The 21,200-nt window shown below is 69.8% G+C and carries 21 protein-coding genes; 17 read left to right on the top strand and 4 right to left on the bottom strand.

Annotated features, from left to right (window positions below; genetic code table 11):
* Positions 1-153 precede the first annotated feature (153 nt).
* From AB0B61_RS28255 to lysS, 9 genes are all read left to right on the top strand, one after another.
* Positions 154-1,779, top strand: coding sequence for a TIGR04028 family ABC transporter substrate-binding protein (locus AB0B61_RS28255; RefSeq protein WP_358437754.1), 1,626 nt, complete (start codon positions 154-156; stop codon positions 1,777-1,779).
* Entirely contained in the window at positions 1,776-2,708 is a 933-nt protein-coding gene (locus AB0B61_RS28250; RefSeq protein ID WP_358437751.1) for an ABC transporter permease, read from the top strand. The genes AB0B61_RS28255 and AB0B61_RS28250 overlap by 4 nt, the downstream gene beginning before the upstream one ends.
* Positions 2,709-2,745: 37 nt before the next feature.
* Positions 2,746-3,525, top strand: a complete 780-nt coding sequence (locus AB0B61_RS28245; protein WP_358437748.1) for an ABC transporter permease — start codon at positions 2,746-2,748, stop codon at positions 3,523-3,525.
* Between the two features lie 25 nt (positions 3,526-3,550).
* Entirely contained in the window at positions 3,551-5,125 is a 1,575-nt protein-coding gene (locus AB0B61_RS28240; RefSeq protein ID WP_358437745.1) for an ABC transporter ATP-binding protein, read from the top strand.
* Positions 5,122-6,123: a putative FMN-dependent luciferase-like monooxygenase gene (locus AB0B61_RS28235; RefSeq protein ID WP_358437742.1), complete on the top strand. Its 1,002-nt coding sequence runs from the start codon at positions 5,122-5,124 to the stop codon at positions 6,121-6,123. The genes AB0B61_RS28240 and AB0B61_RS28235 overlap by 4 nt, the downstream gene beginning before the upstream one ends.
* A 76-nt stretch (positions 6,124-6,199) precedes the next feature.
* A complete protein-coding gene (locus AB0B61_RS28230) occupies positions 6,200-6,796 on the top strand; it encodes a CMD domain protein (RefSeq protein WP_358437739.1) in 597 nt (198 codons plus the stop codon).
* On the top strand, positions 6,793-7,389 hold the full coding sequence (locus tag AB0B61_RS28225; protein WP_358437736.1) for an alkylhydroperoxidase domain protein: 597 nt from the start codon (positions 6,793-6,795) through the stop codon (positions 7,387-7,389). The genes AB0B61_RS28230 and AB0B61_RS28225 overlap by 4 nt, the downstream gene beginning before the upstream one ends.
* A complete protein-coding gene (locus AB0B61_RS28220) occupies positions 7,386-8,012 on the top strand; it encodes a VOC family protein (protein WP_358437733.1) in 627 nt (208 codons plus the stop codon). The genes AB0B61_RS28225 and AB0B61_RS28220 overlap by 4 nt, the downstream gene beginning before the upstream one ends.
* Before the next feature lie 49 nt (positions 8,013-8,061).
* A complete protein-coding gene (lysS, locus tag AB0B61_RS28215; RefSeq protein ID WP_358437730.1) occupies positions 8,062-9,684 on the top strand; it encodes a lysine--tRNA ligase in 1,623 nt (540 codons plus the stop codon).
* A 49-nt stretch (positions 9,685-9,733) separates the two neighbouring features.
* Here lysS and AB0B61_RS28210 read toward each other — a convergent pair whose 3' ends face one another.
* Positions 9,734-10,225, bottom strand: coding sequence for an Lrp/AsnC family transcriptional regulator (locus AB0B61_RS28210; RefSeq protein ID WP_358437727.1), 492 nt, complete (start codon positions 10,223-10,225; stop codon positions 9,734-9,736).
* Between the two features lie 113 nt (positions 10,226-10,338).
* Here AB0B61_RS28210 and AB0B61_RS28205 point away from each other — a divergent pair, with 113 nt between their 5' ends.
* The 3 genes from AB0B61_RS28205 (at position 10,339) to AB0B61_RS28195 (ending at position 12,637) form a co-directional block, all read left to right on the top strand.
* Positions 10,339-10,803, top strand: coding sequence for a DUF2000 domain-containing protein (locus tag AB0B61_RS28205; RefSeq protein WP_358437724.1), 465 nt, complete (start codon positions 10,339-10,341; stop codon positions 10,801-10,803).
* 120 nt (positions 10,804-10,923) lie between these two features.
* On the top strand, positions 10,924-11,646 hold the full coding sequence (locus tag AB0B61_RS28200) for a glycosyltransferase family 2 protein (RefSeq protein WP_358437721.1): 723 nt from the start codon (positions 10,924-10,926) through the stop codon (positions 11,644-11,646).
* A 19-nt stretch (positions 11,647-11,665) separates the two neighbouring features.
* Entirely contained in the window at positions 11,666-12,637 is a 972-nt protein-coding gene (locus AB0B61_RS28195) for a 2-dehydropantoate 2-reductase N-terminal domain-containing protein (protein ID WP_358437718.1), read from the top strand.
* On the opposite strand, the gene AB0B61_RS28190 is transcribed toward AB0B61_RS28195, so the two are convergent.
* Entirely contained in the window at positions 12,603-13,130 is a 528-nt protein-coding gene (locus AB0B61_RS28190; RefSeq protein ID WP_358437715.1) for a DUF6886 family protein, read from the bottom strand. The genes AB0B61_RS28195 and AB0B61_RS28190 overlap by 35 nt on opposite strands.
* 107 nt (positions 13,131-13,237) lie before the next feature.
* Here AB0B61_RS28190 and AB0B61_RS28185 point away from each other — a divergent pair, with 107 nt between their 5' ends.
* Positions 13,238-13,723, top strand: a complete 486-nt coding sequence (locus AB0B61_RS28185) for a hypothetical protein (protein ID WP_358437712.1) — start codon at positions 13,238-13,240, stop codon at positions 13,721-13,723.
* A gap of 115 nt (positions 13,724-13,838) precedes the next feature.
* Entirely contained in the window at positions 13,839-15,734 is a 1,896-nt protein-coding gene (locus AB0B61_RS28180) for a nitrate- and nitrite sensing domain-containing protein (protein WP_358437709.1), read from the top strand.
* A gap of 47 nt (positions 15,735-15,781) precedes the next feature.
* Here the strand turns inward: AB0B61_RS28180 and AB0B61_RS28175 are convergent, their stop codons facing one another.
* Together AB0B61_RS28175 and AB0B61_RS28170 are read right to left on the bottom strand one after the other, a co-directional pair.
* Positions 15,782-16,522, bottom strand: a complete 741-nt coding sequence (locus tag AB0B61_RS28175; protein ID WP_358437706.1) for an MBL fold metallo-hydrolase — start codon at positions 16,520-16,522, stop codon at positions 15,782-15,784.
* 9 nt (positions 16,523-16,531) lie between these two features.
* The gene (locus AB0B61_RS28170; RefSeq protein ID WP_358437703.1) at positions 16,532-16,675 is read right to left on the bottom strand and encodes a hypothetical protein; all 144 of its coding nucleotides are present in this window, start codon (positions 16,673-16,675) and stop codon (positions 16,532-16,534) included.
* Positions 16,676-17,058: 383 nt separating this feature from the next.
* Between AB0B61_RS28170 and rho the strand changes: the two genes are divergently transcribed.
* The 3 genes from rho to AB0B61_RS28155 all read left to right on the top strand — a co-directional run bounded on the left by rho (position 17,059) and on the right by AB0B61_RS28155 (position 21,132).
* The gene (rho, locus tag AB0B61_RS28165; RefSeq protein WP_358437700.1) at positions 17,059-18,162 is read left to right on the top strand and encodes a transcription termination factor Rho; all 1,104 of its coding nucleotides are present in this window, start codon (positions 17,059-17,061) and stop codon (positions 18,160-18,162) included.
* Between the two features lie 43 nt (positions 18,163-18,205).
* Positions 18,206-19,222, top strand: coding sequence for a putative RNA methyltransferase (locus tag AB0B61_RS28160; RefSeq protein WP_358437698.1), 1,017 nt, complete (start codon positions 18,206-18,208; stop codon positions 19,220-19,222).
* A 143-nt stretch (positions 19,223-19,365) separates the two neighbouring features.
* Positions 19,366-21,132 (top strand): prolyl oligopeptidase family serine peptidase, encoded by a 1,767-nt coding sequence (locus tag AB0B61_RS28155; RefSeq protein ID WP_358437696.1) that lies wholly within the window; start codon positions 19,366-19,368, stop codon positions 21,130-21,132.
* Positions 21,133-21,200: the final 68 nt, after the last annotated feature.

The following is a 21,200-nucleotide window of genomic DNA, read 5'->3' as shown; positions in this document are numbered from 1 at the left end:
CTCAGCTAGGCCGCCGAGCACGCGGCGCTCGATCAGGCCACTGAGCACGCGGCGCTCAGCCAGGCCGCTGAGAGGGCGGAGGTGGGTTATATACCTACTATCTAGGTAGGATATGGTGGTTTTAGTTCCAGCGACCACCGTGAAGGATGTCCCATGCGTTCCGCCGCGCTCACCATGCTCACCGCCTCGGGGCTGGCCGTCTCGGGGCTCCTCGCCGCCTGCGGCAGCGGCGGTCCCGCCGTCCAGGCGCAGGCCACCGGCGGGGCACCCGTCTACGGGGGCACGCTGACCTACCTGGAGCATCAGCCGCCCACCTGCCTCTACCTGCCCGCCGCCGGGTTCTATCCGAACGGCGGCGTGCTGAACCAGCTCACCGACAAGCTGACCTGGCAGGACCCGAAGACACTGCGGATCGAGCCGTGGATCGCCACCAAGTGGGAGGTGAACAAGGACGCCACCGAGTACACCTTCCACCTGCGCGACGGCGTGACGTTCAGCGACGGCAGCCCGCTCGACGCCTCGGCCGTGGCCGCCAACTTCGACGTTTACGGCCTGGGCGACACCGACCTCAAGCTGCCCCCGGCCGAGTTCGTCAACAACTACGAACGCAGTGAGGTCATCGACAACAGAACCGTGCGCTTCCATTTCAAGAAGCCGTCACCCGGTTTTCTGCAAGGAACCTCGGTCATCGGCGCGGGCCTGGTGTCGAAGAAAACGATCTCGCTGCCGTACGAACAGCAGTGCCAGCTCAAGAACGTCATCGGGTCCGGCCCGTTCACCGTGGCGAAACAGGTCGTGGACAAGGAGATCGACCTGACCGCCCGCAAGGACTACAACTGGGCGCCGGCGTCGTCGAAGCACCAGGGCCGCGCGTACCTCGACACGATCAAGATCATCGTGACGCCCGAGGACAACGTGCGGGTGGGCGCGCTCACTTCAGGCCAGGCCGACTACGTCCGCTACGTCCAGGCTTATGACGAAAAAACCGTCAAGGACGCGAATTTCAAGATTTATGCGGAGCCGACCAGAGGCGTGAACAACGGCCTCTACCTGCGGCCCGGCAACAGCATCCTCAGCGACCTCGACGTACGCAAGGCGCTCCAGGCCGGAACCAACGCCAAGGAGGTGGTCGACACCCTGTTCACCCCGAGCTACCCGGTCGCCACCTCGGTCCTCAGCCACCTCGCCCACGGGTACGTCGACCTGTCCAAGGAGCTCGCCTACGACCCGGCCAAGGCCAACGCCCTGCTCGACAAGGCCGGCTGGGCGCGCGGCGCCGACGGCATCCGCGCCAAGGACGGCAAGCCGCTCCAGCTGGGCGTCTTCGTCTCGGGCCCGCAACCGCTGTCCAAGCAGACCCTCGAACTCATCGCCCAGCAGTGGACCAAGATCGGTGTGAAGCTGGAGATCCGGCCCGCAGACGCCGGCACCCAGGCCGTCGACATCAAGAACGCGGAGAAGACCGCCATCGCCCACTCGATGGTCGGCCGCGCCGACGAGGACGTGATCAAGAGCCACTTCCACAGCCAGAACCGCGACGTCATCCTGTCCAAGGACGCCAAGCTCGACAAGCTCCTGGAGGAGGAGTCGGCCCTGGCGGACAAGGCCGCCCGCGACGCCAAAGTCGGCGAGATCCAGCGCTACGTGGTGGACCAGGGCTACGCGATCCCGCTGTTCGAGGAGCCGCAGGTCTACGGCGCCGCCCCTTACGTCCAGGGTGTCGCCTTCGAGGCGGTGGCCAGGCCCACGTTCTACTCGGTCTGGCTGTCGAAGCGGTGACCCGATACGTCCTGCTGCGCGTCGGGCAGGCGGCGCTGGTGCTGTGGGCCGCCTTCACGGCGGGCTATGTGCTCCTCCAGCTACTGCCCGGCGACTCGATCCTGATCAAGTTCCAGAACCCGGAACTCGGGCTGTCGCCCCAGCAGATCGCCGAGATCCGCGCCTACTACGGCGGCGGCGACCCGCCGATCATCGGCTACCTCCACACGCTGCTCGGCTTCCTGCGCGGCGGCTTCGGCTACTCGATCGACACCGGCACTCCGGTGGTCGAACGGCTGGCCGAGGCGCTGCCGGAGACGGCCAAGCTGGCCACGGCGGGGTTCGCGCTGGCCGTGCTGATCGCCGTCGTGCTCGCCTTCGCCGCCGGTTACAGCCGTACGTCCTGGCTGCGCGGGGCGCTGCTGGCGGTGCCGTCGCTGTTCGTCTCGGTGCCCGCCTTCTGGCTGGGGATCCTGCTGATCCAGGTGTTCTCCTTCCGGCTCGGGCTGGTGCCGGTGATCGGCGGCAGCCCGACCCAGCAGCTCCTGCTGCCGGTGCTGACACTGGCCGTGCCGATCTCGGCGCCGATCGCGCAGGTGCTGGCACGCGGCATAGACCAGGTGTACACGCAGCCGTTCGTACCCGTCGTGGCCGCCAAGGGCGCGTCGCGGTGGTGGATCTTGTGGCGGCACGTGGCCCGCAACGCGATGCTGCCCGCGCTGACCGTCGCCGGGATGACGTTCGGCGAGCTCATCGCAGGGTCGGTCGTCACCGAGACGGTCTTCGGCCGCAACGGCATCGGGCGGCTGACCGAGCAGGCGGTCAACGCGCAGGACACGCCGGTGATGCTGGCCGTCGTGGTGCTCGCGAGCACCGTGTTCGTCCTGGTCAACCTGGGCGTGGACCTGCTGTTCCCGGTTCTCGACCCCCGGCTGAAGGCGGCGGCGTGAAGATCCTTTCTCTTGTCGTGCTCTGGGAGGCGGCGGCGTGAAGGCCCTGTCCTGGTTGACGATCGCCCTTGTCGTGCTCTGGGCCGTCGTGCCCGCCCTGTTCACCGGGTACGACCCGCTGGCCGGCGTACCGGCCGAGAAGCTGCGCCCGCCGAGCACCGAGCACCTGTTCGGCACCGATGCCGTGGGCCGCGACCTGTTCGCCCGCGTGGTGCACGGCTCCGTGCACTCCCTGTCGGGCGCGTTCGTCGCCGTCGCCGTGGGCCTGCTCGCGGGCACGCTGCTCGGTCTGCTGGCCGGGTCGACCGGCGGGCTGCTCGACGACGCCGTCATGCGGGTGGCCGATGTCCTGCTGTCCGTGCCCGGCCTGCTCCTGGCGCTGACGGTGATCATTCTGCTCGGTCCCGGCACGGTCAACGTGGCGGTCGCGGTGGGCATCGGGTCGGTCGCCGCGTTCGCCCGCCTGTCGCGCTCGGAGGTCGTACGGGTGCGCCGGTCCGATTACGTGGAGGCCGCGTTCGGCAGCGGCGGCCGGTTCCCGGCCGTGCTCTGGCGGCACGTCCTGCCCAACTCGCTCGGCCCGGTCATCGCGCTGGCCGCCCTGCAGTTCGGGGTGGCGATCCTGGCCATCTCGACGCTCGGCTTCCTCGGCTATGGCGCCGAGCCGCCGACGCCCGAATGGGGACTGCTCATCTCGGAGGGCCGCAACTACCTGGCCACCTCGTGGTGGCTGACGACGCTGCCCGGCGTGGTGGTCGTGGCCGTCGTACTGGCCGCTAGCCGAATCAGCCGCTCGATCGGAAGGAACACGACATGAGCTGGTCCATTGGAGGCCCCAACCAATGAGCCTCCTGGACGTACGCGACCTCGCGGTCTCCTACGACGCCCGGCCGGCGGTCCAGGGGATCTCGTTCACGGTCGAGCCCGGCGAGGTGGTCGCGGTGGTCGGCGAGTCCGGCTCCGGCAAGACGACCACCGCCCACTCGATCATCGGCCTGCTGCCCCCGAACGCCACCCTCGACGGCGGCCGGATCCTGCTCGGCGACTCCGACCTGGCCACCTGGTCCACCCGCCGGATGGAATCGATCAGGGGCGCCCAGATCGGCCTGATCCCGCAGGACCCGTCCAACTCCCTGAACCCGGTCAAGACCGTCGGCGCCCAGATCGGCGAGGTCCTGCGCATCCACAAACGCGGCGACCGTCGTACGATCTCCCGCCGCGTCGTGGATCTGCTCACCCGCGTCGGCCTGCCGGACCCGGAGACGCGCGCCCGCCAATACCCGCACGAGCTGTCCGGCGGGATGCGTCAGCGGGTCCTCATCGCCATCGCGATCGCCCTGGAACCAAGGCTCGTCATCGCCGACGAGCCGACGAGCGCGCTGGACGTGACCGTGCAGCGGCGCATCCTGGACCTCATCGACGACCTGCGCGCCGAGTTCGGTACGGCGGTGCTGCTGGTCACCCACGATCTGGGCATCGCCGCGAACCGCTCGGACCGTCTGATCGTCATGAAGGACGGCCGGATCGAGGAGCAAGGCCCGTCGGGCCAGGTCCTGTCGGATCCGCAGGCCGCCTATACCGGGCAGCTGCTGCGCGACGCGCCGGCGCTGTCGGTACGCGAGTTCCGCGCGGTCGAGGAGCCTACGGAGGTGGAGCCCGCGATCGTGGTCCGCGACCTGGTCAAGGAGTTCCGCGTCGGGAGACGTCCGTTCCGCGCCGTGGACGGGGTGTCCTTCGAGGTACGCCCCGGCACCACGCACGCCCTCGTGGGCGAGTCCGGATCGGGCAAGACGACCACGGCCCGCATGGTCGTACGCTTCGCCGAGCCCACCTCTGGCACCGTCACGATCGCCGGCGCGGGGACGGTCGCCGGAAAAGGGACAGAGCGCGACTTCCGGCGCCACGTGCAGCTCGTCTACCAGAACCCCTACGGCTCGCTCGACCCCCGCCAATCCATCGCCGCGATCGTGGAGGAGCCGCTGCGCAACTTCCGGCGCGGGGACCGCGCCGCCCGCCGCCGCAGGGTGCGTGATCTGATGGAACGTGTGGCGCTCCCCGAGAGCCTGCTCGACCGCAGGCCGCGCGAGCTGTCCGGCGGCCAGCGGCAGCGCGTGGCCATCGCCCGCGCGCTGGCCGTCGATCCGGGGGTCGTGGTGCTCGACGAGGCGGTCTCCGCGCTCGACGTGACCGTGCAGGCGCAGATCCTGGACCTGCTCGAAGAGCTCCAGCGTGATCTGGGGCTGACTTATCTGTTCATCTCGCACGACCTCGCGGTGGTGCGCCAGATCTCACACACCGTTTCCGTCATGAACAAGGGACGCATAGTGGAATTCGGAACCACACAACGGGTCTTCACCGACCCACGGCACGACTACACCCGCGAACTCCTGGCCGCGATCCCGGAGCCGGTGCGATGAGGCTGGGATTCTTCAGCCGGCTGCTCGACGAGGTGCCCGCCGACGAGCGCTACCGGCTGGCCGCCGAGCAGATCGGGCACGCGGAGTCCTTCGGGTTCGACACGGCGTGGGTGGCGCAGCACCACTTCGACGGCGCGGAGGGCGGGCTGCCCGCGCCGCTGGTCTTCCTCGCCCATGTCGCGGCGCGTACCAGCCGGATCAGGCTCGGCACCGGCATCATCACGCTGCCGCTCGAACATCCGGTACGCGTGGCCGAGGACACCGCCGTACTCGACCTGCTGACCGGCGGCCGGCTCGAAGTGGGCGTCGGCAGCGGCGGCACGCCGTCGTCGTTCACCGCGTTCGGGAAGGAGAGCGCGCGGCGGGCGGCCGTCTACGCCGAGCATCTCGCGGTGCTCGTCGACGCCTGGTCGGGCCGCGACCTCGGCGGCGGCAACCGGCTCTATCCCGCGGCGCCGCGCCTGCTCGACGCCGTCTGGGAGGCGACGTTCTCGGTGAGCGGCGGCGCCAGGGCGGGCCGGGCGGGCAACGGGCTGATGCTTTCGCGTACCCAGCCACGCCCCGAGGAGCATCCCGAGGCGACGCTGGCGGAGATCCAGCGGCCCATCGTGGACGCCTACTACGAGAACCTGCCCACGGGCACCGCGCCCCGGATCGTGGCCTCGCGGACCGCGTTCGTGGCAGACAGCCGGGCCGAGGCGCTGCGTTACGCCGAACGCGGGCTGAGCCGCGCCCGGCTGCCCTTCGAAACCTCCCGCGACCGCATCGCCGCCTTCGACGTGCACGTGGGCACCCCGCAGGACGTCATTGACAGCCTCAAGGCGGATCCCACGCTCGACCGGGTCACCGACCTGGTCCTCCAGGTGCACTCGGTCGACCCGCCGCACCCGCTGATCCTCCGCTCCATCGAACTGCTGGCGACCGAGGTCGCCCCCGCGTTCGGCTGGGCCCCGGCTCCCGCGACGGAAATGACCTCCACGCGAACAGGCCCCGCATGACCTCCACACCAACCGAGCTCCACCGGGCCCCCACCCCAACCGAGCGCCACCTGACCTCCACGGAATTGAGCACTACATGATCGACGTTATCGACCACCTGGTGGGGATCGAGCCGGACTCCCCGCTCGATCGCCTGCGTGACCGGCGGCCGGACGCCCGCGAGCACGCCCAGCGCGGCTTCGACGCACTGCTCACCCCTGACGTGCCCGGCGCGGTCTCGCTGGTCGAGCGGGACGCGGTGGCGGCCTTCGTGACCGGCCTGCACAGCGATCCCCGTACCGCCCGCTTCTACGCCGACCGGCTCGCCGAGCTGGCCCCCGAGCTGCTCGGCGCGGTCCGGCTGGAGATCGAGGCCGGGAGTACGACCGGCCCCTACGGCACCTACCCCGCCGACGGACCGCTCGCCGCCGAGAGCGACGAGGGGCTGCGCTACCGGACCCGGCAGCCCGAAGCGCTCGGGTCGCGGCTCGCCGCCGCCTTCGAGCACGCGCACCTGCTGGTGTTCCGCCCGCGCGAGGCCGATCCCAAGGACCTGCGGGCGCTCGCGGACGCGGGCTGGAGCGACACGGCCATCGTGACGCTTTCGCAGCTCGTGGCCTTCCTCAGCTTCCAGATCCGGGTGGTCGCGGGCCTGCGGCTGCTCGGCGCCGCCCAGAAGGAGACCACCGCATGACCGGCTTCACCACCGACCGACTGGGCTTCACCACCGACCAGCTGGGCTGGAAGCCGTGGCTGGCGCCGCTGGCCGAGCACGAGCTGACCGAGGCCCACCGCGAGGCCCTGGTCGACGAGGCCCGGGCCGCCTCGCCCTACTTCAGGCTGCTCGCCCGCGACCCGGAGATCCTGCACGCGCGGACCAAGACCGACAACGACATCTTCTACAACACCAAGGGCGGCCTGCCGCGCCCGGAGCGCGAGCTGGCCGCCACCGCCACCTCGCGCCGCAACGGGTGTGTCTTCTGCGCCTCCGTGCACGCACGGTTCGCGGCGCACTACTCCAAACGGCCCGACGACGTACGACGGCTGCTCGACGAGGGCGTGGCGGCGGCGCAGGAGGGGCGGTGGCGGGCCGTCATCGACGCCTCGGTGGCGCTGGCGGCCACGCCGTCCGAGTTCGGCGCCGAGCACATCGAGGCGCTGCGCGCGGCCGGGCTGGACGATCTGGCGATCAGCGACACGATTCACGCGGCGGCCTTCTTCAACTGGGCGAACCGGCTCATGCTCTCGCTAGGAGAGCCCACCAGCGACCGGAAGGCAGACCAGTGACCGATCCGCATCTCGACCACCTCGTCTACGCTGTACCCGACCTCCTGCTCGGCGTCGCCGACTTCGCCGAGCGCACCGGGGTCACCCCTGCGGCCGGGGGCCGTCACCCCGGCGGCACCGCCAACTACCTGGTCTCCTTCGGTGAGACCTCCTACCTGGAGATCATCGGCCCCGATCCGGACGCCGCGGACGGCCTCCAGCGCTCCGTCTTCGACCTGGAGACCCTCTCCGAGCCGCAGCTCATCACCTGGGCCGTACACCCGGCTGACCTCGACAAGTCCGTACGGCAGGCCCGCGAGCACGGCTACGACCCCGGCGACGTCGAGCCACTGTCCCGGCGCACCCCTGACGGCAGCCTGCTGGAGTGGCGGCTCACCAGGCGGGACGATCCCGCGCCGGTCAGGCCGGTGCCGTTCCTCATCGATTGGGGCGGCACCACCCACCCAGCGGCGTCGGGACTGCCCCGGCTGGGCCTGGCCGCCTTCAGCGCCGTACACCCGGAGCCCGCCGCGCTCCGCCGCGACCTGACCGCGCTGGGCGTCGAACTGGACATCGCTGAGGGCCCGGAGATCGCGTTGCGGGCGGTGCTCGACACTCCCCTGGGCCAGGTACCCCTGGCCTGAACCTCGCATTTCGTTGGCTTGATCGCGGGCCAACCGCAAGAATGGCGCGATGGCTGACACTACGGAGACCGACTGGGTCTCCAGGTTCGCGGATGAGGTGATCTCCGAGGCGGAGCGTCGTGCCCCGGGGAAACCGATCGTCTGCGCCTCGGGATTGAGCCCGTCCGGGCCGATCCACCTGGGCAACCTGCGGGAGGTCATGACTCCGCACCTGGTCGCCGACGAGATCCGCCGCCGCGGCCTCGACTGCGTGCACCTGCTGTCGTGGGACGACTACGACCGCTTCCGCAGGGTGCCCGCGGGCATCGACCCGTCCTGGGCCGACCACATCGGCAAGCCCCTGACCTCGGTGCCCGCCCCGCCGGGCAGCAAGCACGCGAACTGGGCCGAGCACTTCAAGGCGCCGATGACCGAGGCGCTGGCCGAGCTCGGCGTCACCTTCACCGGCATCAGCCAGACCGAGCACTACTCCGCCGGCACCTACCGCGAGCAGATCCTGCTCGCCATGCGCGAGCGGGAGCGGATCAACGCGGTCCTGGCCCGCTACCGCACCAAGGAGACGGCCCGCACCGAGCCGGTCGGCTACTACCCCTACAAGCCCTATTGCGAGCTGTGCGAGCGGGATCTCACGACGGTCACCGCCTATGACGACGACAGCACGGAGCTGGCGTACGTGTGCGAGTGCGGGTTCGGGGAGACCGTGCGCCTGGCCGAGCACGACCGCGGCAAGCTGGTGTGGAAGGTCGACTGGCCGATGCGCTGGGCGTACGAGGGCGTGGTGTTCGAGCCCTCGGGCGTCGACCATCACTCCCCGGGCTCGGCCTGGGTCGTCGGCGGGCAGATCGTGGGCGAGGTGTTCGGCGGCGAGCGGCCGATCGGCCCGATGTACGCCTTCGTCGGCATCACCGGCATGGCCAAGATGAGCAGCTCCAAGGGTGACGTGCCGACTCCGGCCGACGCGCTGGAGATCATGGAGGCGCCGGTGCTGCGCTGGCTGTACGCGCGGCGCAAGCCGTCCCAGTCCTTCAAGATCGCCTTCGACCAGGAGATCCAGCGGCTCTACGACGAATGGGACAGCCTGGGCCGCAAGGTCGCCACCGACGCCGCCCAGCCCGCCGAGCTGGCCGCCTACGAGCGGGCCGTACGCACGGCCGAGGGCCCGCTGGCCGCCACGCCGCGGCCGGTGGCGTACCGGACGCTTGCTTCCATCGTCGACATCACCACGGGCGACGACGAGCAGACGCTACGGATCCTGCGCGACCTCGACGGCGAGCTCACCTCGCTCGACGAGGCCCGGCCGAGGCTCGACCGCGCGCAGCTCTGGGTCGACACCCAGGTCCCCGCCGACCAGCGCACCCGCGTGCGCGAATCGCCCGACGCCGAGCTGCTCGCCGCGCTCGACGAGGACGAGCGCGACTCGCTCCGGCTGCTGGTCGACGGGCTCGACGAGCACTGGTCGCTCGACGGGCTGACCACGCTGGTCTACGGCGTACCGAAGGTGCGGGCCGGGCTGGCGCCCGACGCCAAGGCCACGCCCGAACTGAAGGCGGCGCAGCGCGCCTTCTTCGCCCTGCTGTACCGCCTCCTGATCAACCGCGACACCGGCCCCCGCCTCCCCACCCTCCTCCTGGCCGTCGGCGCCGACCAGGTCCGGAAATTGGTCGGCGCATGAGGGGTGGCCAGGCCCGGGAGACGACCGTCTGACGGTCGCCCGGGTGCGGTTACTTGCGGCCGGTGCGGGGTGGGCTGGGGCGTTCGGGTGGGAGGACCTCGACCGAGGTCTTGCGGATGTGGTCGTAGACGAGCGACGTACGCACGTCGGCGATGTTGCGGTGCCGTGAGACGTGGTCGAGCACGAAGTCGCGCAGGTGGCCCGTGTCGCGCACCGCCACCTGGATGATGAAGTCGTCGCCGCCCGACACCACGAAGATCGCCAGCGTCTCCGGCAGCGTGGCCACGTAGTCGCGGAAACCCTCGACCGACTCGCGGATCTTGGGGTGCAGCCGTACGTGGATGAGCGCCTGCACCGGGCGGCCGATGGCGGCCAGGTTGATCTCGGCGTGGAAGCCTTCGATCACCCCGTTGCCGCGCAGGGATCGCACCCGTTCGAGGCAGGTCGAGGGCGCGATGCCGATCCGCTCGGCGAGCTCGCGGTTGGTCTGGCGGCCGTCGCGTTGCAACTCGACGACGATGGCCGTATCAAGTTCGTCCACAACCGCATCCTGACACGAATCTCCGAACTTTCTTCGGAATCGCCCACCCTGAGTTGTTGATCCAGCAGAGAAAAGTGCAATCTCCCCTCATAAGTTCGGAGAAGGAGAGAAGGATGACCGCGCTCGCAGACTGGATCGACAGCCTTGACCACCGTAGCGACCTGCCCACCCGGGAGCTCCCGGTGAAGTGGGTGATGGTGATGGACCGCGACCTGCCCCGCGGCCTCCAGGCGAACGCCGCCGCCTGCCTCGCCGCCTCCGTGGGCCGTACGGTGCCCGCGATCCTCGGCTCGGGCGGCACCGACGCCGGCGGCCACGCGCATGCCGGGCTGCCGTGGATCGGCTGCACGGTGCTGGCCGCGCCCGCCGCGATCGTCAGCCGGGTGCGGGCCGAGGCCGCCGCCGAGCCCGACCTGGTCGTCACCGACATGGCGGCCATCGCCCAGCGGACGAACGTCTACGACGACTACTTGGCCGAACTCGCTCGCACCGAGGACCCGCCCTACTACGCGGTCAGCCTGCTCGGCCCGCGCGAGGTGGTGGAGCGCCACACCGGACGGCTTCCTTTGCTCCGCTAAATATCCGGGTGCCTCAGTTGCGGGAAACCCGGGACTCTATATGCGGACATATACATATATCCGCGATCAATGCAAGAAGCTGTCAAGCGGCTTGCATGCGGGCCAGCGCACCTTCGGGGCATGAACAAGCCCTTCGCCGTGAGCGTCACTGTAGTCGTTCCTGCGATGAACGAGGCCGGCAATCTCCCTCACGTCTTCGCGACGCTGCCTACCTGGATCGACGAGGTAGTCCTTGTCGACGGCAACTCGACCGACAACACGGTAGCCGTGGCCCGGCGGCTCCGGCCCGACCTGCGCGTGGTGGCGCAGTCGGGACGCGGCAAGGGCAACGCCCTCATTGAGGGATTCGCGGCGGCACGTGGCGACATCATCGTCATGATCGACGCCGATGGCTCGACCGACGGCGGAGAGATCTTCTCCTTCGTCAGCACGCTGGTTGACGGCGCCGATTTCGCCAAGGGCTCCAGGTACGCCCCCGGTGGTGGCTCCGACGACATCAGCCCACTGCGCTCGCTCGGCAACAAGGTCCTCACGGGCCTGACGAACCTGCTGTACGGCACGCGCTACACCGACCTGTGCTACGGCTACAACGCGTTCTGGGCCCGCCACTTGGACGCGATGGCACTGGACTGCGACGGTTTCGAGATCGAGACGCTGATGAACGTCCGCGCCGCCCAGGCCGGACTCCGCATCAGCGAGGTGCCCAGCCACGAGCACTCCCGCATCCACGGCGAGAGCAACCTGCACGCCGTACGCGACGGCTGGCGCGTACTGAAGACGATCCTCCGGGAGCGCACCAGGGGGGCGATGTCTCCGCAGGCCCAGGTGGCGCTCGCCGAGTGAACGGTGTCATTCTCGGATCATGCGCTACATAGTCATCGGAGCAGGAGCAGTTGGCGGCACTATCGGAGCACGGTTGTTCCAGGGCGGGCACGAGGTTGTGCTGGTCGCGCGCGGCGCCCACTATGAGGCGCTGAAGAGCGGCGGGCTGCTCCTGATCACGCCCGACTCCACCGAGACCCTGGACGTGCCCGTGGCCGACGGCTCCGTGCCGACGCGCGACGACGACGTGCTGATCGTGGCGACCAAGTCGCAGGACACGATCAGCGCGCTCGACCCGTGGCCCAGGCACCTGCCGGTGGTGTGCGCCCAGAACGGCGTCGACAACGAGCGGGCCGTCCTGCGGAGGTTCGAGAAGGTGTACGGCATGTGCGTGTGGCTGCCCGCCTCGCACCTGGAGCCCGGAACGGTCGCGGCCTTCGGCCACCCGTACTCGGGCATGCTGCATGTCGGACGTTATCCACAGGGTGTGGATGAAATCTCCCGGCAGCTCGTCACCGACCTCAACAAGAGCGGCATGTACGGGCTCGACGCGCCCGACGTCATGCGCTGGAAGTACGCCAAGCTGCTCGGCAACCTGAACAACGCCGTCGACGCGGTCTGCCGCAGCGGTTCCGGCGGCGAGGCGCTGACCGAGCAGGCCAGGGCCGAGGGCATGGCCGTGCTGGAGGAGGCGGGCATCCCCTACGCCACGCCGAGCGAGCAGGCGGAGGTCCGCGGCAACAAGGTGGACGTGCGGCCGATCGAGGGCATCGAACGCGGCGGCGGATCCTCCTGGCAGAGCCTGGCCAGGTCCAGCGGCTCGATCGAGGCCGACTACCTCAACGGCGAGATCGTGCTGCTCGGCCGCGAGTACGGGATCCCGACCCCGGCCAACGAGGTGCTCCAGCGCGAGGCCAACCGCCACGCGCGCGAGAAGCTGCCGCCCGGCTCGATGTCGGCCGCCGAGCTGGCCGCGCTCATCGACGAGCGTTCCGCAGCCGTATCCCGCTGAAGCCCAGCGTGCTGGCCGTCACCTCGTTCCAGAACGGCCAGAGGTTGTCCAGCACGCGCAGCTGGATCCCGGCCTCCTCGTGCAGGTCCAGGAGATCCGGCACCGGCTCCGCGGGGCCGAGCGGCTTCACCGGCACCTCGGCCACGAGCGCGTGTCCGTCGTCGCCGACAGCGCGGAAGGGGCCGGCGGGCAGCCGGTAGGCGTAGAGACCGACGTCCATGAGCGCCTTGAGCCAGCCGTACTCGATGGCGTGCACCCGGTCGCCGCAGCCCGCGCCGATGATCCGGTCGGCGTCGGCCGCGGTGGTGCCGTCCGTTTTCCAGGCCATCGCCCGCGGGCAGGCTCGCGGGAACCAGTAGTCGGGACAGCGCTCGTAGCCGACCGCCCAGACGTACGGCTCGCGCAGGGCGGAGGTCGGCGCCACGTGCGGCACGAACAACTCGATCGTCGGGTCCTCGGAGAAGTGCAGCACTTGGCCGGGCTCAGGTCTCATGATCTCCATGATGACCTGGAAACCCCGGCCAGATCGGCGTTCGCGCGGCATAGTCCGCCCGAGCCGGGGCAGTAGGGACTCGCTCTGACGACAGGGAGTGAGCTGAAATGATCTTGCTGGGTCTACTCCTGGTCCTGCTCGCCGGTGGCGCCATCGCGTTGGTCGCCGCCGAGGAGACCTCCAGGTACATTCTGTTCGGCTATACGTTCGAATTCAACTCGTTCGGCATGTTCATCGCCGGCGCCGTGACCACGGCCGTGCTGCTGCTGGGCATCGCGATGATCAGCTCCGGTTCCCGCCGGTCGGCCAAGCGTCGCCGCCAGAAGCGCGTGGCGCGCGCCGAGGCCTCCAGCCGGGTGGCCAGGCTCGAAGAGGAGAAGCGCGAGCTGGAGCGGAAGCTGCAACACGAGCAGACCGCCGCGCACGAGCCTGAGCACGTGCGCGAGCCGGAGAACATGCGCGAGACGCAGAACCTGCGCGTGCCCCAGCAGGTACGCGCGCCTGAGCACGCAAGCCGGCCCGAGCCTGGGCACGAGTCCGAGTCGACCGACCGGCTCGTGGCCGGTGGCGCCGAGAACCCGAGGCGGCGGTAGCCCTGAGCGCGGCAGGCGCGGGGGCGTCAGGGCCCTCGCGCCGAGCCGTCGCCAGAAATCCCGGTAAAAGGGGGTGTACTCTGCGAGGCGATCTCATCATGCCTCCGGAGGTCGCATGCCCCCCACGCGTGGCCGTCCCATCGCCATCAAGCTCCTCATCCTGCTGATCGTCCCGCTCACGTCATTGGTCGGCCTATGGGCCTTCGCGGCGACACTGACCGGCGGCGACGGCCTGCGCCTGCTGGAGATCAACGATCTGGTCACGAACCTGGCCGACCCGTCCGAGCAGATCAACGTCGAGCTCCAGAACGAGCGGCTGGCCTCCGTCGAGTTTTTGACGACCAAGCGCGGCGCCGCCCAGCTGGCCAGGCAACGCGCCCGGACGGACACGGCCGTCGCGGACTTCCGCAAGCTGGCCGGCGACCAGCAGGCCATCTCATCCGGGATGGCCGTGCAGCTCAGAGCCCTGTACGACCGGCTCGACGCGCTCCCCGCGATCCGCCGCCAGGTCGACGGCGGAAACCCCGCCCCGCTCGACGTGATCGACGGCTACAGCCAGATCGCCGACGCCTCCTTCCGCATGTACGACGCGATGATCCTCATGCCGGACATGACGCTCTACCGGCAGGCGCGCGCGGTCACCATGCTGGGCGAGGCCAAGGACCTGCTGTCGAGAGAGCGGGCGATCATCGCCGTGGTCCTGGACCGGGGCAAGGCGACCACCCTTGAGCGCCGGGAGTTCACCGGCATGGTCGCCACCAGGCGCCTGCTCTACACCCAGGCGCTGTCCCACCTCGACTTCGAGCTGCGCGGGCCGTACGAGCAGCTGGTCTCCTCGCCCGCCTACCGCGAGTTCATGCGCGCGGAGGACGCCATCATGGGCCAGGCCACCACGAACGGCCTGCCCGCCGCGGCGGCCACCTGGCCCGTCGACGCGAACAACCTGTGGACGGTCGTCGATCGCAACCAGCGCCAGGCCGTACGGGAGATCACGCAGCGCGTCACGCCCACGGCCGTCAACGTGCTGATCAAGATCGGCGTGGCGGGTGGCGTCGGCCTGCTCGCGGTCATCGCCTCCATCCTGCTGTCGCTCCGCTTCCGCGGCCGCCTGGTACGCGAGCTCGCCGGGCTCCGCGACGCCGCCACCGAGCTGGCGGAGGTACGGCTGGTGGCGCTGGTCAAGCGGCTGCGTACGAACGTCGGCGCGCCGACGCCCGACGAGCTGCCACCGCTGGAGGTGAGGACGGACACCAGCGAGGTGCTCGACATCGTCCAGGCGTTCAACAACGTGCAGGCCACGGCCGTGACGGCGGCGCTGAGCCAGGCCAGGCTGCGTCACGGCGTCAGCCAGGTCTTCGTCAACCTGGCCAGGCGCAACCAGACGCTGCTCCACCGCCAGCTGCTGCAGCTCGACAGCATGGAACGCGGCGCGGAGGAGCCCGAGACGCTCGGCGACCTGTTCAAGCTCGACCACCTCACGACCCGCATGCGCAGGCACGCGGAGAGCCTCATCATCCTGTCCGACCAGGCGCCCGGGCGGGGCTGGCGCAACCCGGTGCCGATCCACGACGTGCTGCGCGCGGCCGTGGCCGAGGTCGAGGAGTATCCGCGGGTCGAGGTGCTGCAGCCGCCGCCCGTCTCCCTGGTCGGCTCGGCGGTCACCGACGTCGCCCACCTGATGGCCGAGCTGATCGAGAACGCCACCCTCTTCTCACCGCCGCAGACCCGGGTGGACCTGCGGACCACGATCACTCCGCACGGGGTGATCGTCGAGGTCGAGGACCGCGGTCTCGGGCTGACCAGGGTCGAGCTCGACGAGCTCAACACGCGGCTGGCCGAGATGCCGGAGTTCGATCTGGCGCAGAGTGACCAGCTGGGGCTGTTCGTGGTGGCCAGGCTGGCGGCGAGGAACGGGATCAAGGTCACGCTCGACGTCTCGCCGTACGGGGGGCTCACCGCGCTCGTCAGCCTCCCCGCCGACCTGCTGGCCGACCAGCCCGTACCCGCCTGAGGACCCTCCTACAGGGAGCTGAGGTCCAGGAACGGGTCTACAGGGAGCTATAGGTCCAGGAACGGGTCGCTGAAGTGGGCGGTGGCCAGGACCGCGCGCTCGGCCCGCAGCGCGCCGAGCACCTCGGCACGGGTGGCGGCCGCCGCCGCCTGGTCGTCGTCGTAGACGTAACGCACGCTCGGATCGGCCAGCTGCGCCGGGTGCAACACCAGGTCGCCGGTCATCGCCAGCTCGCCCAGCCGGACGATCTGGTGGCCGGGGGTGTGCCCCGGGGCGAGCTGGACGCGTACGCCCGGCGCGACCTGGGTGTCGCCGTCGACCACCTGCAGCCGGCCCTTGATCGGGGTGACGATCTGGTCGAGCATCGCGCCGTGGGCCGCGTCGACCTCGGCCTGCTGGAGAACGTACCTGGCGTTCTCGAACAGCGGCCGGCCGTCCGCGACCGCGCCACTGGCGTGGTCGCTGTGCAGGTGCGTGAGGATCACGGTGTCGACGTCGGCCGGTTCGACGCCGGCGGCGGCCAGCTCACCGGGCAGTGTCCCCGGCACCGGCGCCCAACTCGACGCCGGTGAGTCCGCGGCACCGATGCCGGTGTCGACGAGGGTGACCCGGCCGGCCCGGTCGCGTAGCAGGTAACAGTGGAAGTGCAGGATCCACGGCTCGTCCACGAGCCCTCCCCCCGGGAACATCTCGGCGAGCGGGCGGCGGATCGTCGGGCCCATGGGACCCACGGCGTCGCAGAGAGGCGTCACTTCGACGCCGGAGATCGTGCGCGGCTGATGTGGCATTCGCCCAGATTAGGCGGCCACGCGCTGGCGCGGAACGTACTCGTTCTCGAGGTCGGCGGCGTAGACGGCGCGGCTGCAGTGGGCGCACCTGTAGATGATCGGGCCCTCGTCGAGCTCGTTGTGACACCGCGGGCAACGGGTGCTGGTCTTCATGGTGATCCCCCCAAGGAGTTCGTGGTTCTATGAAAGCCTCATCAGATTGCAGCGGCCCTGCATCTCACTTGACAGGTTGCCGGTGCATTGATGGGCGATCTGTGTCGTCGTGCACACCTGCTGCGGGTAATTCGCAGCACTCCGGCACCGAGAAGAACATTGTTACGCCGCGCCCTCGGCGGCGAGGCGGAAGAGGCGAGAACCCCCCGGGAATAGCCCAAGCGGGCTAGGTGTTGTATGGGCCGGAACGTGTGATACGTTGCCAGCGGCGTTGAGCTCCTCGCTCCGCCACTTCCCTCATAGCCCGCTCCGGTGTTGCCGGGCCCGGCTCATTCTTCACACTCGCCGGCTTTCTTCGGCGATGCCCTCGAGGAGGGTCCATCATGTCTGTTCAAACCATTCCCAAACCGCGCTCCGGTGCCCCCATTCGGCAGGTCAGTGGCCTGCTCGACGTACGGGAGAAGGGCGCCTTCATCCGCGCGGGACACCTGCCCGGCCCCGATGACGTCCGCGTGCCGCCCGAGCGGATCAAGCAGCTCGGCCTGCGCCCCGGCGACCACGTCGTCGCCACCGTCGCGAGCGGCAAACCGGTCCAGGTGGAGTACGTCAACGGCACCGCCGACTGGCGGCACCGTCCGCACTTCGCGGATCTGACCCCGATCCATCCCACCGAACGCCTGCGCATCGAGACCGAGTCGCTCAGCACCCGCGTCATCGACCTGTTCGCGCCGATCGGCAAGGGCCAGCGCGGGCTCATCGTGGCCCCGCCCAAGGCCGGCAAGACCATGGTCCTGCAAGCGCTCGCGGCGGCCATCGCGCGCAACCACCCTGAGACGCACCTCATGGTGCTGCTCGTCGGCGAGCGGCCCGAAGAGGTCACGGAGATGCGCGCCTCCATCCACGGCGAGGTCTTCTACTCGACCTTCGACCACCCCGACCGCGACCACACCGCCGTCGCCGAGCTGGCCATCGAACGCGCCAAGCGCCTCGTGGAGAACGGCGAGGACGTCGTGGTCCTGCTCGACTCGCTGACGCGGCTCGGGCGCGCGTACAACAACCTGGCCCCCGGCGGCGGCCGCGTGCTCACCGGCGGCATCGACGCCACCGCGCTCTACCCGCCGAAGCGCTTCTTCGGCTCCGCGCGCAACGTGGAGGGCGGCGGCTCCCTGACGATCCTGGCCACCGTGCTGGTGGACACCGGGTCGCGCATGGACAACAGCCTGTACGAGGAGTTCAAGGGCACCGGGAACATGGAGGTGCACCTGGCCCGTGACCTGGCCGAACGACGCCTCTTCCCCGCGGTCGACCTGGGCATCTCCGGCACCCGCCGCGAGGAGATCCTGCTGCCGGCCGGCGAGCGGCAGGTGGTCTGGAAGCTCCGCCGGATGCTCGGCGCGCTGGATCGGCAGCAGGGGCTGGAGCTGCTGGTCGGCAAGCTCCGCGAGACACCCTCCAACGCGGCCTTCCTGCTCGAGGCCGGCGCCTGACCCCCTGGCGCGTCAGGTCCCCCCGGGACATGACAATGGGCGCATGCTTGCTGACATCATCAAATACCTGGCCTGCCCGGTCTGTGCCCGTGAGATGTGGTCGGCGGGTGACACGCTCCGCTGCGCCGAGGGCCATGCGTACGACGTGGCCAAGCAGGGCTACGTGAGCCTGCTGGTCGGCTCGCGGACGCCGGGAACGGCGGACAGCGCGGCGATGGTGGCGGCGCGGGCCGAGTTCCTGGGAACCGGACACTACGCTCCGCTCGCCGACGCGCTCGCCGAGAGTGTGCGGTTGAGGATAGTCGGCGCCAATGGCCGGGAAGACGATGCTTTCCGTAGGGATAGGTTCTCGGCACTGCCGGACGCGGCGGCCGAGAAGGCGTACCGTAGTGCCGCAGTGGCTCGTGGAGCAGGGACGGCGCGGCAGGACGCCGATCACGCGCCGGAGCCGGTGATCGTTGATGCCGGAGCCGGGACCGGTTATTACTTGGCGGCGGTGCTGAGAGCGGTGGACCGTGGCATCGGGATGGCATTCGACGTTTCCAAACACGCCGTGCGGCGTGCCGCTCGGGCGCATCCGAGGGCGGGGGCCTTCGTGGCCGACGTGTGGCGGCCGTTGCCCATCAGGGACGGGGTGGCCGACGTGGTGATCGACGTGTTCGCGCCGCGGAACGGTCCCGAGTTCCGGCGTGTTCTGCGGCCTGGCGGCGCGGTGATGGTCGTGACGCCCGCTCAGGCGCATCTGAGCCCGCTCGTCCAGGAACTGGGGCTGCTCTCCGTTGACGAGGAGAAGGAGCGGCGGCTGGCCAGGAGCCTGGAGGGCTTCGACGAGACCGAGCGGCGGACGGTCGAGTTCGACCTGGAGCTGAGCCCTGACGAGATCGCCGGCGTGGTGGGGATGGGACCGAGCGCGTGGCACACTGAGGCGACCGAGCTGACGGAGCGGATTTCCAGCTTTCTCTCACGGTTTGCTGTGAAAAAGCGGGAAAAAGTGACGGCCAAGGCCGCGTTCCACCTGTCTATCTTCGAGGCCTCGCCGCGATCAAGGGCTGTTCCTTGACGGACATCTGCGACTCGTGTTATTGATGGGGCATTTAGTCCGAAATTCCCCCACATTCCCGGAGTATTTCCGCGAGACAAGCGCAATACTGGACGGCAACCCACGCCCGGAGGCGGGGTGAGAGAGGGAGGGGGGCGCGCCGGATGAAGGCCGAGGAACGCTGGCAGGCCAGGTTCCGAGCGTCGCGCATGACGTTGCCCTCTTGGGCACGGCTGGCCCCGAACCGCTCGATCTATCGCTCCAACGCCACCGGCACCTGGGAGGTCTACGCCTGGGACCGTGCCAGCGGCGCCAACCGCCAGGTGACCGACCGGCCCAAGGGCACGGCCCACGCCGCGATCGACCCCACCGGCCAGTGGATCTACTGGTTCGCCGACACCGAGGGCGACGAGTTCGGCCTGTGGTGGCGCCAGCCGTTCAACGGCGGCCCCGACGAGCAGGTCGCTCCCGACCTCGAGCCCGGCCAGCCGGGCGGCATCGCCCTGTCCATGGCGGGCCACGCGGCGATCAGCCTGGCCAGCGAGGGTTCGTTCAGGATCCATCTGGTGAAGCCCGGCGAACAGTCTCGCCTGCTGTACGAGCACGCCGAGGCGGCCTGGGTCGCCGACATGTCCCTCGACGGCTCACTTATCGCGATAAATCATGCCGAGTATGGCGACTTCCGTCATCCGGCGCTCCGCGTCGTACGCCAGAACGGCGACGTCGTCGGCGAGCTCTACGACGGCCCCGACAAGGGCGTGATCGGCCTCAAGTTCGCCCCGGTGCCGGGCGACCGCCGCATGCTCGCCCTGCACGAGCGCCGTCAGCGTCAGGCGCCCCTGGTCTGGGACCCGGTGACCGACGAGCAGCGCGAGATCTGGATGAAGGACTCCGGCGAGCTGACCGCCAGCTGGTACGACGACGGCCGCGGCCTGCTGATCCTGCGCGACAACCGCGCCCGCAGCTACCTGCACCGCTACGACCTCGCGGGCGGCGGCCTGACCCTGCTGGAGACGCCCCACGGCGTGATCGACGCCGCGGCCCCGCGCCCCGGCGGCAACGTCGAATACTCCTGGTCCAGCGCCTCCCGGCCACCGGTGATCCGTTCCAGCAACGGCCAGGTCGTGCTCAACTCCAGCGGCCCCTCGGCGCCGCCGAGCGTGCCCGTCGAGGACCTCGACGTGCCCGGCCCCGGTGGCAGGATCCACGCGCTGGTCTCCCGGCCCGAGTCCGGCGCCGCGCCGTTCCCGACCGTCTTCCTGCTGCACGGCGGCCCGACCACGCACGACCGCGACGCCTTCTCCCCCGAGGTCGCGGCCTGGGTGGACGCCGGCTTCGCGGTGGTGCGGGTCAACTACCGTGGTTCGACCGGCTACGGCTCGGCCTGGCGCGACGCGCTCCACAGCGACATCGGCCACATCGAGCTGGCCGACGTCGCCGCCGTACGCGAGCACGTCGTCGAGCGCGGCATCGCCGACCCCACCAGGATGCTGCTGACGGGCACCGCCTGGGGCGGCTACCTCACGCTGCTCGGCCTCGGCACCCAGCCCGAGCTGTGGACGGCCGGCATCGCGGCGGTGCCGATCGCCTGCCACCAGACCTCCTACGAGGACGAGGCCGAGAGCCTGCGCGCCTACCACCGCGCGCTGCTGGGCGGATCGCCCGACGACCAGCCCGAGCGCTACGCGGCCAGCTCCCCGATCACGTACGTGGACCGGGTGGAGAGCCCGGTGCTGATCCTGGCCGGCGAGAACGACAGCCGCTGCCCGCTGCGGCAGATCGAGAAGTATGTGGCGAAACTGGCCGAGCATGGCCGGGAGCACGAGGTGTACGCCTACGACGCCATCCGTGGCTCGCTGGTCATGTCCGAACGGATCGCGCAAATCGCACTACAGCTTGAATTCGCCCGCAAGCATGTAAATCCACACTGATAATCGACAATTTGTCAGGCCCGTTAGTCAACTGAATTGACCCGTCAAGATCGGCGGGCGCGCCCAAT

The sequence above is a fragment of the Nonomuraea sp. NPDC049158 genome (genome assembly GCF_040648335.1).
Taxonomy (GTDB): domain Bacteria; phylum Actinomycetota; class Actinomycetes; order Streptosporangiales; family Streptosporangiaceae; genus Nonomuraea.
Note: the sequence above shows the minus strand (reverse complement) of the source record. Positions and strands in the feature narration are given on the sequence as shown.